10 protein-coding genes are annotated in these 13,386 nt (G+C 71.5%); 1 reads left to right on the top strand and 9 read right to left on the bottom strand.

Annotated features, from left to right (window positions below; genetic code table 11):
* Window positions 1–709: 709 nt before the first annotated feature.
* Entirely contained in the window at window positions 710–1,150 is a 441-nt protein-coding gene (locus O0S08_RS43660) for an HNH endonuclease (protein WP_269035435.1), read from the bottom strand.
* On the bottom strand, window positions 1,147–1,983 hold the full coding sequence (locus O0S08_RS43655; protein WP_269035434.1) for an inositol monophosphatase family protein: 837 nt from the start codon (window positions 1,981–1,983) through the stop codon (window positions 1,147–1,149). Before O0S08_RS43655 ends, O0S08_RS43660 begins: the two co-directional genes overlap by 4 nt.
* Window positions 1,984–2,267: 284 nt before the next feature.
* Here O0S08_RS43655 and O0S08_RS43650 point away from each other — a divergent pair, with 284 nt between their 5' ends.
* Window positions 2,268–4,865 carry a serine/threonine-protein kinase gene (locus tag O0S08_RS43650; protein ID WP_269035433.1) on the top strand — a complete coding sequence of 866 codons (2,598 nt, stop codon included), beginning with the start codon at window positions 2,268–2,270 and terminating at the stop codon, window positions 4,863–4,865.
* A gap of 268 nt (window positions 4,866–5,133) precedes the next feature.
* On the opposite strand, the gene O0S08_RS43645 is transcribed toward O0S08_RS43650, so the two are convergent.
* The 7 genes from O0S08_RS43645 to O0S08_RS43615 form a co-directional block, all read right to left on the bottom strand.
* Complete coding sequence (locus O0S08_RS43645; RefSeq protein ID WP_269035432.1) at window positions 5,134–5,859, bottom strand: hypothetical protein; 726 nt, start codon at window positions 5,857–5,859, stop codon at window positions 5,134–5,136.
* 450 nt (window positions 5,860–6,309) lie between these two features.
* Entirely contained in the window at window positions 6,310–7,920 is a 1,611-nt protein-coding gene (locus O0S08_RS43640) for an HYR domain-containing protein (protein WP_269035431.1), read from the bottom strand.
* 736 nt (window positions 7,921–8,656) lie between these two features.
* On the bottom strand, window positions 8,657–9,523 hold the full coding sequence (locus O0S08_RS43635; protein WP_269035430.1) for a lysophospholipid acyltransferase family protein: 867 nt from the start codon (window positions 9,521–9,523) through the stop codon (window positions 8,657–8,659).
* An 81-nt stretch (window positions 9,524–9,604) separates the two neighbouring features.
* Window positions 9,605–10,837, bottom strand: coding sequence for a beta-ketoacyl-ACP synthase (locus tag O0S08_RS43630; protein ID WP_269035429.1), 1,233 nt, complete (start codon window positions 10,835–10,837; stop codon window positions 9,605–9,607).
* Window positions 10,834–11,376 (bottom strand): hotdog family protein, encoded by a 543-nt coding sequence (locus tag O0S08_RS43625; RefSeq protein ID WP_269035428.1) that lies wholly within the window; start codon window positions 11,374–11,376, stop codon window positions 10,834–10,836. The genes O0S08_RS43630 and O0S08_RS43625 overlap by 4 nt, the downstream gene beginning before the upstream one ends.
* 7 nt (window positions 11,377–11,383) lie before the next feature.
* The gene (locus O0S08_RS43620) at window positions 11,384–11,653 is read right to left on the bottom strand and encodes an acyl carrier protein (protein WP_269035427.1); all 270 of its coding nucleotides are present in this window, start codon (window positions 11,651–11,653) and stop codon (window positions 11,384–11,386) included.
* 119 nt (window positions 11,654–11,772) lie between these two features.
* A complete protein-coding gene (locus O0S08_RS43615) occupies window positions 11,773–13,371 on the bottom strand; it encodes an NAD(P)/FAD-dependent oxidoreductase (RefSeq protein WP_269035426.1) in 1,599 nt (532 codons plus the stop codon).
* Window positions 13,372–13,386 lie beyond the last annotated feature (15 nt).

Here is a 13,386-nt window from a genome sequence, read left to right as displayed (position 1 = left end):
TCTGAAAAACATCTTCGGCCGCGGCTCGGCGCGCGCGGTCGGTGCTGTCACGCGCGAGGGAGTGGGGGTTATTCCGGCGCGGCGCCGCGCGAGACGCGAGGACGGGAGGGTGAGGAGAGGCAGAGGCTGTGTAGCGAGGCTGGCGAGGCTCGAGGACCTCGAGCAGGGCGACGGCGCGCGGCTGCCGCTGGGAATGGGTTCGCGGGAGGTCTCACGAGACGGGCGCCTCGGGCACGACAGGGGACAGGGGAGGTTGCGGGGTGGTCGGCCTCGGCGGGACGCGGGGGATGTCCGAGAGACAGGCGATATCACGCGCACGCTCGGTGGGGCGGTCGGTCTCGACGTCGTCGGCAGATGTCCCGAGGGACAGGAGAGAAGATTGGCCCGCTTCGAGGGGCCGTAAGTCTCGGCGCCGCGATGAGATGACCCGAGAGACAGGCGAGAAGACTCGCCCGCTTCGAGGTGCCGTAAGTCTCGGTGCCGCGATGAGATGACCCGAGAGACAGGCGAGATCGTGCGCCCGCTCGGCGGGCTGTCGGTCTCGGCGTCACTGAGATGTCCCGAAGGACAGGCTAGAGGCGACCGCTCCGCGGCTGTCGGTCTCGGCCAGCCGTGAGATGGCCCGAGAGACAGGCGAGCTTTCGCGCCCGCGGGGCCGTCGGTCTCGGGCCGCGGAGAGATGGCCCGAGGGACAGGGGAGGCCGCGAGCTCAGGCTTCGTCGTCGGGCGCGCCGTCGCCAGCGGGGGCCAGCGGGGGCAGGTCGAGCCACTCGGGGGCCGGGCGCATGCGGGCGGTGCGGCGCTCCTGCAGGGTGGCGATCACCCGCTGCAGGGTCGGGTCGTGCCACGGGCGGTCGTCGAGGCGGTGGCCCTTGCCGATGTTGCAGCGGGCGCAGGCGATCGCCAGGTTGGTGAGCGCGTCGGTGCCGCCGTGGGCGCGCGGGACGATGTGCTCGATGGTGGCGGAGGTCAGCGGCGCGCCCTCCTCGGTGAGGGTGTGGCGGGCGTTGCAGTGGATGCACTTGCCGGTGAGCACCGCGCGGCCGTCGGCCGCGACCGCGCGCTCGAAGGTGCGGTCGGTGGCGGCGCACCACAGCAACAGCCGCTGGGTCCGGCGCGAGCTGCCGCGGGCCTGCTGCTTCGTCCTCATGGCGCCTCGATCCGGGCCGCGCGCAGCTCCCCGAGCAGGATCGGCAGCAGCGTCGGGCCGGCGGCGACCACGTCGGCGCAGCCGAGCTGCCACGGCGCGCCGTCGAGCCGCCGCAGCTGACCGCCCGCCTCGTGGACCAGCAGCGCGCCGGCGGCCACGTCCCACGGCTGCAGGTGGTACTCCCAGTAGCCGTCGAGCCGCCCCGCCGCCACGTAGGCGAGGTCGAGCGCGGCGCTGCCGGCCCGCCGCACGCAGCACACCCGCGGCACCACGCGGCAGAACTCGGCCAGGTTGTCGTCGCGGGTGGTGGCCCGCTGGTACGAGAAGCCGGTGGCGATCAGCGCCTGCTGCAACCGCTCGGGCCGCGAGACCGCCAGCGCCCGCCCCGGCCGGGCGTTGCGCTCGAGCCGCGCGCCGTGGCCGCGCACGGCGACGAAGGTCTCGCCGCGGATCGGATCGTGGATCACGCCGAGCCGCGGGCCGACCGCGTCGCACAGGGCGATCGAGACGCAGAAGTGGGGGAAGCCGTGGGCGAAGTTGGTGGTGCCGTCGAGCGGGTCGATGATCCAGCGCAGCTCGCCCGGGCCCGGCAAGACCGTGTACTTCGGGTCATGTCCGGAGAGACCGGACTCTTCGGCCAGGAACGAATGGTCAGGATGGACGCTGCGCAGGGCCTCGAGCACGACCGCCTCGGCGGCGCGGTCGGCCGAGGTCACGAGGTCGATCGGCGAGGACTTGGTCTCGACCTCGAAGACGCCCTCGAAGTGGCGGAGGAGCACCGCCCCGGCGGCGTGGGCGGCGGCGATCGCGAGCGCGAGCTCCGGGTCGTGCATGCGGCGTACGTAGCACAGCCGTCGGGGCGGCCCGACGCGCGGCCGATCCTCGCCGCCGATCGCCGCGCGTGGCCGCGGACGAGAGCGCGCACTTCGCCGCTGCGGCTCGGGCCGGTGATTCGGCGTGGCCTGCGCGGCGCGTCGCTGGCGGGAGCGACAGTCAGGGGCGGAAGTTCGCGGTTGCGCGCGGGGCGCCGAGCAGGCTCGAGGTCACCCGGGGGCGCGCTCTCCGGCCCCGGGCCGGCGCGCTGCCAGGCGCAACCTGGTCTGTTACGCTCGCGCCGGTGGTCAAGCAGTTCGATCCGCTCGACAAGACCCTGCTCGGCGAGGGCGTGACCGCGACGCCGACGGCGACCTCGACCGCGCCGCTCGCCGACACGAGCGAGCTCTACGCCGGGCGTTATCGGGTCGAGCGGCTGGTCGGTCGTGGTGGGATGGGGGCGGTGTACCGCGCCGTGGACGCGATGGTCGGCGACGTGGTCGCGCTCAAGGTGCTCGACATCGAGATCACGCGCGCCCCGGACCAGCTCGAGTGGTTCCGCCGCGAGGTCCGCCTGGCTCGCCGGATCACCCACCCCAACGTCGCGCGCACCCACGACATGGGCGAGGCCGGCGGGACGCACTTCATCACCATGGAGTTCATCGAGGGCACGACGCTGCAGGACGTGCTGCGCGTGCGCGAGGACGGCGAGCGGCGGCGCCTGGCCCTCGAGCCGGCCCGCACCGCGCGGGTGATGCTGGCGGTGTGCGAGGGCCTGGCGGCGGCCCACGCGGCCGGGGTGGTCCACCGCGACCTCAAGCCGGCCAACATCCTGATCGAGAACACCGGCCGGGTGGTGCTCACCGACTTCGGCATCGCCCGCGCGCTGACCGACGAGGGCGGGCGCACGCAGGGGCTGGTCGGCACGCCGCTCTACATGTCGCCCGAGCAGGTCTCCGGCAAGCCGGTCGACACCCGCACCGACGTCTACGCGGTCGGTCTGATGCTGTTCGAGATGCTGACCGGGGCGCTGCCGTTCGCCGGGGAGGCGCGGGCGTCGGGGCCGGTGTCGCCGCTGACGATCGCGCTGGCCCGGCTGACCGAGCCGCCGCCCGACCCGCGGACGGTGCACGCCGACCTGCCGCCGGTGCTGAGCGAATTGGTCCTTCAGTGCATGTCCCAAGAGCCAGAGGAGCGCCCGGCCGGCGCGACCGCGGTGGCCGAGCGGCTGCGGGCGTGGCTGGTCAGCGTCGGCGAGTCGGCGGCGCCGCAGGCGGTGGCGCCGGTGCTGGCGGCGATGGCGGCCAAGGCCCACCGCGAGGCGACGACGATCGTGGGGACCGGGGCGCTGACGCCGAGAGCGACGACGGTCCCGGCCCCGTCGACGATGGCGAGCGGGCGCCTGAACTCGACCGCGGGCGGGTCCGCGGGCGCGTCGACGAACGTCGGCCGCTCGACGCTGCCGACGTCGGCGATGCGCTCGCTGGCGCCGGTGCCGTCGACCGAGCGGGCGCTGGCGGTGCTGCCGTTCCGCTACCAGGGCCCGCCGGACCAGAGCTACCTCGGCGACGCGCTGAGCGACGAGCTGATCGACGTGCTGTCGCGGACCCGCGGCCTGCGGGTGCTCGGCAGCGGCGCGACGGCGCAGTACCGCGACAACCGCGACCCCCGGGCGATCGGCACCAACCTCGGGGTCGACGCGGTGGTCGACGCGACGGTGCAGTGCTCGCCGACGCAGATCCGCGTGCTCGCCCGCCTGGTCGAGGTCGCCAGCGGGACGCAGCTGTGGAGCGACCGGTTCGAGAGCCGCATCGAAGACGTGTTCGAGATGCAGGACCGCATGAGCAAGCGGATCGCCGAGGCGCTCCGCGTCGAGCTCAACACCGTGGCGGCCCGCGGCGACGCGCCGGCCGAGGCAGTGGCGCTGTACCTGCGCGCGCGGCGGAAGATCACCAGCCTGCACATCCTCGGCGAGGACGGGGCGATCGAGCTGCTCGAGGCGTGCATGCAGCTGGCGCCCGAGTTCCGCCCGGCGCTGGCCAGCTACGCGGTCGCCTGCATGCGCGCGTGGTTCCTGCCGGCCTTCTCGGAGGCGCCGGCCGACCGCGACTGGGCCGCAGAGGCCCGCCGGGCGCTGGCCCGCGCGCTGGCCGACGCCAGCGACCTGGCCGAGACGCACCTGGCGAAGGCGATGCTGGCGGTGCAGACCGGCGAGTGGCGCGACGCAGTGCAGGCGCTGGTCAAGGCGCTGGAGATCGCGCCGACCTACGCGCACGCGCACCAGTACCTGGCGCAGCTGCAGGTCGAGGCCGGCAACACCCGCGAGGGGGTGTCGCGGGCCCGCCTGGCGGTCGACCTCGAGCCGCGCCTGTTCGTCGGCCTGTTCGACGTGGCCCGCGTGCACGCGCTGCGCGGCGAGCTGGTCGAGTACGAGGAGATCCTCCGGCGCATCGAGGCCGACGCCCGCTACCGCAACCCGACGACGCAGATCCGCCTGCGCGTGGCCGGCTGGTACGGCGACCTCGACCGCGTGCGCGACGTGCTCGACTCGATCCGCGACGAGGTGATGGTCGGCTTCGCCAAGTTCTCGGTCGGCTACGCCCGCGGCCTGCTCGGCGAGCTCGACAAGGCGGAGCTCGACGCGTACGTCCTCAGCATCATCGCCGACGGGGTGAGCCCGCGCCTTTACACGCTGATCTGCCAGCTGGCGGTCGAGATCTACTGCGCCCGCGGGTTCTACGAGGACGCGCTGGTGTACTTCCAGAAGGCCGCGGACTCGGTGCTCATCGACGTCGAGTGGGTGGACCGCTGCCCGTCGCTCAAGCCGCTCGCCAACCTGCCGGGGTTCGGCGAGGCCCGGCGCAAGGTCAAGACGCGCGTGCAGTCGATGTGGAGCGTTTAATTATTATCATCGGAGGGCATGTGCTTCGGGGCATGTGCTTCGGGGCATGTGCTCCGGGGCATGTGCTTTGGGGCGTGCTGGTGGCGCGAAGGGTGTGGGTGTCGCTTCGCGAATTCGCGACTGCGCCTCGCGGGGGTCCGGGGAAGGGTCGGGATGAGCGCCCGTTCCGGCGACCTCGCGGCGCGGCACTCTTCGCGGCGAGTCGTCGCGCGCGCTGCGAGGCGATAGGGGAAGGGCGCCATCGGGCGGACGCCCGAGCGGCGCTCGCTCAGCCGCCGGCTTCGCACTGGTCGGGGCCGAAGCCGAAGCAGGCGCCGAAGCTGCCGCGGCTGTTGCAGTGCTTGATGCACACGGCTCCCTCGCCGCACACGTCGCCGCCCCACCCGAGGCAGGTGCCGCCGCCGTCGCGCGAGGTGCAGCGGCGGGCGCAGGTGGCCGAGGGGCCGCACACGTCCTGGCCCCACATGGTGCAGTCGCCGTGGGTCGAGCGCGTCAGGCAGCGCTGGGTGCAGGCCATGCTGGGGCCGCAGACGTCGGGGCCGTAGGCCATGCAGGTGCCGTTCTGGGCCCGCTGGACGCAGTGCTTGGCGCACTTGTAGCGGGTGCCGCAGGCGTCGCGGTCGTAGGCGAGGCAGGTGCCGTCGGTGCTGCGCTCCTTGCACCGCACCGAGCACGCGTAGGCCTCGCCGCAGGCGTCGGCGTCCCAGGTGTGGCAGTCGCCGTAGGTGCTGCGCACCGCGCAATCCTTGGCGCACACCGCGTCGGCGGCGCAGAAGTCCTGGCCGTAGGTGACGCACTCGCCCTGCACGTCGCGGCCAGTGCAGGCGAACACGCACCGCAGCTGATCGGCGACGCACGAGCCGCGCGCGCAGGTGAAGCCGGTGGGGCAGTCTCCGGCCTTCTGGCAGTTGCCGGCGCGCGAATCGCCGACCGGGGCGATGCCGACGAACAGGCCGAGGAAGAACGCTGCCACCAGAGATACGCGAGGCACCACGCGTGGAGCGTAGCAGGCAACGAGCCGGGTTCACGCGGCGGGCGATGACGCGCCGATGACACGTCGGTCGCTCGTGCGCTTCGCGCAGTCGCCGGGAGGTGGAGGCGTGCGAGGTGGTGACGGACGAACCACTGCGGGTGATCGAGGTCCGACGCGGCCCCGTCGCTCGCGGTCACCTCGATCGCCGGTGGGCGCACCATTCGCCAGCGGCGAGGGGTCTGCCGCTCGCGGAGCAGCGGCCCCGGCGATTCACGGCCCCGGGACCTTCGCGGCGACGACTCGGGTAGAGGATGGAGCGGGCGCGTCGCTGCTCGCCGCGGGATAGATCTGGCGCGCGCCGGGTCGCCGAGGCGACGACCTGCGACAGGAACCGCTCGAGTCGGAGCGGTCCGTCGCAGGGCTCGTGCGGGTCGCAGCAGCGTCGCGCCCATGGACTGCGTCGAGTGTCCTTCAACAGGACAGGGTCGCCAGCAGGTTGGTCGTCGACTGCAGCAACGGCTGGGCCTCCGCGGCGGTGAGGATGCCGTTGTCGACCCACGCGGACACCTTGGTGTGGAAGGCGCCGAGCTTGCCGCAGGCGGCGTTGCCGTTGGGGTTGTCGAGCGCTTCGAGGATGCCGGCGAGTTGGACGTGCAGGCTGTTCAGCTGCCCGCCGTTGAGGCTGCCGGCGAGGCCGTCGACGACCGCCTGCAGGTTCTCGACCACCTCCTCGGGCGTGTAGACCTTGATCTGCAGCGAGCACAGGGCCTGGTTGCCGGAGAAGTCGAGGGCGGTGCAGGTCACCTGGGTCTCCGAGCCGATCGCGAAGGTCGCGCCGGAGTCGGGACAGTCGACCACGGGCAGGGCGTCGCACACGTCGGCGCTCGCGGCCGCGAAGGTGACGACGGTGCCGTCCGGGCTCTGCGGATCGACGGCGATGTCGTCGGGGCAGTCGATCAGCGGGGCGATCGTGTCCTGGACCGTGACGCTGGCCTCGCACGTGCTGGTCGGGCTGCACACGCCGGAGTCGGTGGCGGTGAAGATGACGCTGGTGGTGGTATCGCAGGTGAAGAAGGCCGGGGCGTCGGTGTCGACGTCGACGTCGTCGCAGCGGCCGATGTCCGCGCCGTGGACGGTGAGGAAGCCGAAGATCTGCGGGTCGGTGGCGGGCGTGCCGTCGGGCGCCGCGCACTCGACGACGCGGTCTTCGGGGCAGGGGAAGGTGGGGGCGACGTGGGCGAACGGGTTGTCGCCCGGGGCGGCGAACTTCATGCCCGGCAGCGTCTTGGCATAGTTGACCGCCTGGCCTGCCGACCACAGATCGACGGCGCCCCACACGACGTGGCACTCGTCGGCGTTGATGAAGATGCCGTTGACGCCCTGGTCGAGGAACGACTTGATCGTCGACTGCTTCTCGTAGGTCCAGGTGTACACGCCGTGGAAGGCGCTGCAGTCGTTCTCCGAGTCGCGGATGTCCATGCCCTCGGCGACGTTGATCTCGACGCTCTCGGGGGTCTCCACGGTGACGTTGTAGCCGTCGGCGAGCCAGTACTTGCCGATCCCGGTGCCGATGAAGTGGTTCTGCACCGCGCTCATCGTCTGATCGTCGACCAGGTAATCGATGGCCACGCCGGCGCGCGGGTCGGCCGCGATCGCGGCCTCGATCTTGTCGAACTCGCCGCGGTCGTCGAAGTCGGCGATCGAGAACATCAGGTTGATGTCGGGCCCGAGCGCGCCGCGGACCTCGTTGTAGAGGTCGAGCAGCGGGCCGTCGGGGTCCTTGATGTCGAGGATGATGAGGCCGAGCGGCGAGCTCGGGTCGTCGAGCACGGCGTTGACGCCGTCGAGCCAGTCCTCGATGTACGTCGAGGTCGGGATCACGAGCGGGTCGTGCTCGACCGCCCAGCGGTCGTCGCCCCACGAGAAGTCGGCCTCGATGGCGTTGACCCCGTGCGCGGCGACGACGTCGGGCACGTCGTCGTCGTCGTTGCAACGATGGGCGATGATGTACACCGGCTGCTCGCAGGTGGCCAGAGCGCGCGGGGCCGGCAGCACCACGCTCAGGACCGGCGCGGCCAGCACGAGGCCGCGCGTCGCGGTACACAGACGACGATAAGATGAGCAACGGAGGCGTGGGCCGATAGGCGCGTCGGTCGACGCCGGCGATGAGGTGAGCTCGATAGTGTCGCGGGGCAATCCAGATCCTTTCATCGGAGTCGAAGCGCGGGTGCAGCAACATCCGTACCGCGCCGCAGGACCACGACCCCTGACCCTGCCGCCAATGCGCGCGCATCACCCGGCATGCGCGCGCATTCTTTTCTCTAAATAGAAAAATGCGCGCGCATGGAGCCGCGGGCCCGAGACGGCGCGGCCGGCGTTTGCTCAGGAGCCAGGTCTGATGCTTGTTCGTCGGCGAGACAGACTGCGATCGTGACGCTACGGGTCTACTCGGGAGTCCGCGCAGAAAGGATGCCTTGATGCTCCGCTGGCGCGGATCGCCACCTTCGCTGGGCGGGTCGGCTCGAGGAATCGGCCCTGCTCGCAGTTCGTCGCCCTGATGCTCGCCGAGGAGGAGGACACGCCGTAATTGATGCGAGAAGGCGTCGGTTCGGCGGCCAGACCTGGCCGTCGAACAGGCGCCCCATGACCTGCCCTGAAAGACATCTGCCAGCGAAGCCGACGACGGCGGGTCGGCCTCTCACGGCTGCAGCCTTCCCCGGGCCCCCGCGAGGCGCAGTCGGCAATTCGCGAAGCGAGCTGCGCCCAAACCTACTCGCTGCGAATCGAAGGTCCGCGAACGAGAATCGTGCCAGTACGCTCAGGTCTGCGGCAGTTGTGCGACCGGGGCGGCCGCCAGCGCCGGGGCGTCGCGCTCGCGCAGCATCTCGGCGTGGCGACCGTCGTACAGGGCCCGCAGCTCGCGGTTGAGCTGGCGCGGGTCGAGGTCGCGGCCGGCGGTCTCGACCACCGGGAAGAACTCGACGCGGTAGGCTCCGCGGCGGTCGGGCACCTCGTGCCACGGCTGGTGCTTCATCAACATCGGAGGGTTGACCGAGATGAACGCCGGCACGATCGGCACCCCGGCTCGCACCGCCGCCTCGACGGCGCCGCGGCGGAAGCGTCGCATCTTGCGCTCCCACGAGCGCGACGCCTCGGGGAAGATCACCAGCGCGTGGCCGGCCTGCAGGTGGGCCACCATGCGATCGACCACCGCCGGCATGTCGCCGTCCGAGCCTGCATCTTGCGACATGTCCGAAGTGCCATCCGTCAGCGCGGCCGTGCGGTCGGCCCCGGGGATGTGATTGGCGTAGCGCATCAGCACGCGCAGCATCCACGAGCTGTACCAGTGCGGCTTGACCACCGAGGACAGGCCCGGCGCGAGGCCCATGAGGAGCAGGGTGTCGATCAGCGACGGGTGGTTGGCGATCAGGACGTAGCCGCGGCCGCGCGGGAAGTCGGGCGGGAGCTCCGGGCGGGTGTATTCGATCAGCCGGACCAGGTTGAGGAAGCCGATGAAGCCGCGGTAGATCGCGCAGATGATGCGCTCGATCCGGCGCCGCTTGGCCTCCGGGCTGCCGGGCCACATCGCCAGGATCGGCAGAGCCAGCCAGCCGGCGATGCAGCCGAACGAGAAGAAGCCGATGAACGCGAAGCCGCTCAGGGGGATGCGCAGGAACTTGGGCACGGCGAGGGGACTGCCTGATGGCCGGGGGAAGGAGGCGCGAGGGCAAAGGCGCGCCTCGCTGGGCGTGCGCCCGCGGCCGGTTCAGTCGACCCGGCCGAAGAGGAGGCTCGTGTTGACGCCGCCGAAGGCGAAGTTGTTGCTCATGATCACCGCCGGCCGGACGTCACGGACCTCACGCACGTAGTCGAGGTCGGCGCAGCGGGGGTCGACCTCGACGAGGTTGCGCGTCGGCGCCAGGAAGCCGCCCTGCAGCATGGCGACCGAGAAGGCGGCCTCGATCGGCCCGCAGGCGCCCATGGTGTGGCCGGTATAGCTCTTGGTCGACGACACTGCGACCGGGCGGCCGAACACTTCGCGGGTGGCGTTGCTCTCGGCCACGTCACCGATGTCGGTGGCGGTGCCGTGGGCGTTGACGTAGTCGACGCGGTCGGGGGCCAGGCCCGCGTCGCGCAGGGAGCGGCGCATGGCCTCGCGCATGCCCTGCTCGGAGGGGGCGGTGATGTGGAGGCCGTCGCAGTTGGTGCCGTAGCCGAGGATCTCGGCGTAGATCGTGGCCCCGCGCTCGCGCGCCCGCTCGTACGACTCGAGCACGACGGTGGCGGCCCCCTCGCCGACGACCAGGCCGTCGCGCTTGGCGTCGAACGGCCGCGGGCTGAGGTCCGGGCGGTCGTTGTAGTTCGTCGAGGTGGCGAACATCAGGTCGAAGGTGACCGCGGTCGTGTAGTGCATCTCGTCGGCGCCGCCGGCGACCATGACGTCCTGCAGGCCGTACTTGACCGCCTCGTAGGCGCTGCCGATCGCCTGGGCCCCGCTGGCGCAGGCCGAGGTCACCGGGACCACGCGGCCGCGGATGCCGAAGAACTGGGCCAGGTTGGCGGCGCAGGTGTGCGGCATGAACTTGAGGTAGCTGGTCGACTGCAGGCCCTTCATGCTCATGGTGGTGAGCAGGGTGGTGCAGAACTCCGCCAGCGCCTCGGACGAGCCCGAATTGGAGCCGTACGACAGGCCGGTGACGCCCGAGCCGAGGGTCTCCTCGTCGAGCCTGGCGTCGGCCAGCGCCTGCTCGGCGCTGTAGGCGGCCAGCAGGGCGACGCGGCCCATGGTGCGGACCTTCTTGCGGTGCCAGCGGCGCTCGAGGTCGAGGCCGCTGACGACGCCGGCCAGGCGGGTCCGCATCTCGCCGACGCGGTCCCACTCGGGCATGGCGACGATGCCGTGCCGGCCGCTCCGCAGCGCGGCGTCGACCTCGGAGAAGTTGTGGCCGATCGGGCAGACGATGCCGACGCCGGTGATGACGACACGACGCGGGTTCATGACGCGGGCTCCACGAGGTCGAGGCGAGGGCCGCCGGCTGTCCCGGAGGACAGGTCGCTCCCGGATGGCCCGGAGGACAGGTCGGACGACCCGGCGGCGGGCGAGGCCGCGGCGAGCTCGGCCGGGTCGCCGCGCAGGACGGTGACTGCGCCAGTGGCCAGCCGCTCGTCGCCGCGCGACAGGAGGCAGTGGTACTGGGCGACCGGACCGCTGGCCCACTGCTCGCGGCAGTGGACGTCGAGGACGTCGCCGACGCGCAGGTGCGTGACCGCGAGCTCGAGGTCGCGGGCGCCGAGCAAGAGGCCGCGGAACGGCCCGCCGCCGCCGCCGCGGGCCTTGTAGGCGAACAGGGCGGCGACCGCCTGGGCGAAGTACTCGAGGGCGATGAGCGAGGAGACCCGCTCCCCGTCGACGAACGGGGCGCCCGCCCGCACCGTGGCGCTGCAGGTCACCGACTCGACCTCGGCCGCCGTGAGCGCGTCGAGCAGCAGCATCGGCGGCCGATGCGGCAAGATCTCGTCGAGCGGCGGGAAGGCCACGGGCCCGTCACTCCTGGGTCGGCGGCACGCTGGCGCTGGCGAGCTCGGACTCGACGAGCTTGACGATGTCCTCGACGGTGCGGATCTTCCGCGCGACCTGGACGTCGATCCGGCGGCCGGTGACATCGTGGAGCTCGACGAACATGTCGATGGCGTCGATGCTGTCGAGGTCGAGGTCCTCGAAGAGCCGGGATTCGGGGCGGATGTCGTTCGGGTCGAGCTCGAAGCTCTTGACCAGGATCCCGACGATCCGATTGTAGATTTCCGCGCGCGTCATGCTGGGGGTCGTTCGGCGAATGGTACTTGCAGGGCCCGGGGAGGTAAAGGCGCTCGCCGGGGGGCTCGGCGCGCCGCTTCGGGGCCCGGAGGCCTGACGAAGCGGCAGGCGCGGCCGGCTCAGGCGAGGGGGTCTTGGAGCATGAACTCGTACAGGGGCAGGGAGGGGGCGTCACGCGTCGGCACGACCCCCAGCTCCTGCAAGATGGCGAGGCCGCGGTCGCGGGTGCCGTTGAAGATCGCCTCTGTGGTGCGCATCACCTGCCGCCGCGGCCGCGGCGCGAACATGTCGTCCATGAAGTCGACCAGGTCGAGCTGGTAGCAGAAGTGACCGAGGTTCTTGCGGTAGTAACCGCCGCGGGCGTGCATCTCGCCCTCGATCTGCTTGAAGAAGCGGGCGAAGGTCTCCAGGCCCTGGAGCACGAAGTCCTTGCGCCGCAGCTCGCCCTTCAAGTAGCGCAGGTCGAGGTGCTGGTCGGTGAAGAACGGCGCCGCCCACAGGTTGTAGTAGCAGGCGATGTCGAAGTCCCACTTGAGCTTCAGCAGCTCGTAGCTGCCCAGCACCGAGTACAGGTCGCGGTAGAGCAGCACGGTGGCGGCGAACCGGAACTGCATGAACTCGTCGTAGGTGTTCGAGCGGTCGGCGATGTCGGCGCGGCTCTCGCCGGCGGCGTCGCGGGCGATCATGTCGACGATGAAGTCGCTCTCGATCGAGATGAAGTCGCTGCCGGGGCTGTAGAAGGGGTCGGTGAAGGCGGCGGCCTCGCCGAGGAGGAACCACCGGTCCTCGCCGCGGAAGAACCGCTTGGTGCCGTAGGCCAGCTGCTTGTACGAGAGGATGTCGATGAGCTCGGCCTCGCCGCCGCGCAGGAGGTCCCACACGGCCCGGTGGCCCTTGAGGAACTCGAGGAAGCCCTCGGGCTTGCGCCAGGCGTCGCTGAACTGGGCCTTCTCGCCGACCCAGCCGACGCTCATCACTTCCTGGCCCAGCGGGATGAACCAGATCCAGTAGCCGGGGTAGCAGAAGTGCGTGGTGCTGAGGAAACGGGCGGTGTGCTGCACGCGGGCCCGGAATTCCGGCGGGCCCATGTCGTCCATGTCGGCGTGGCCGCGGAACCGGCCCCAGACGGCGCTGATCGGCAGGTCGGTCGGGACGCGCAGCTCCTGGTCGCGGGCGACCAGGCTGGCGCGGCCGCTGGCGTCGATCAGCCACTTGCAGCGCCACCGGGTCTGCTGCTCGCCCTCGGTGACGGTGAACTCGTGCATGCCGGGGCCGGCGTCGGTGGCCGGCGACAGCGCGAGGTCGTGGGCCTTGGCGCCGACGTGGATGTCGACGCCGGCGTCCCGGTTCATGCGCAAGAGGTCGGTCTCGAGGCGGGCCCGGTCGAGCTGGAACGAGGGCAGGCGCAGCAGGTGGCGGCTGCCGAGCTCGGTCATGCTGAACAGGTCGGCGTTCTTCTCGGGGGTGTCGAAGAAGAAGCGGAGGCCGTTCTTGGGCAGCTGGTGCTGGTAGAGATACGAGGTGAGGCCGAGCCGGCGGGTGAGATAGTTGCCGGCGATCTCGACGGAGGACTCGCCGACCTTGAAGGACCCCTGGGTGCTCTTCTCGAACAGCGCGACCGACAGGCCGGGGACCTGGCGGCGGAGTTGACGGGCGATCAGATTGCCTGCGAGGCCGCCGCCCAGCACGGCGACGTCGACGGTTCGAACTGCTTCCACAAGTCCTCCGGGAGG

This window comes from Nannocystis punicea, assembly GCF_026965555.1.
GTDB lineage: Bacteria > Myxococcota_A > Polyangia > Nannocystales > Nannocystaceae > Nannocystis > Nannocystis punicea.
Note: the sequence above shows the minus strand (reverse complement) of the source record. Positions and strands in the feature narration are given on the sequence as shown.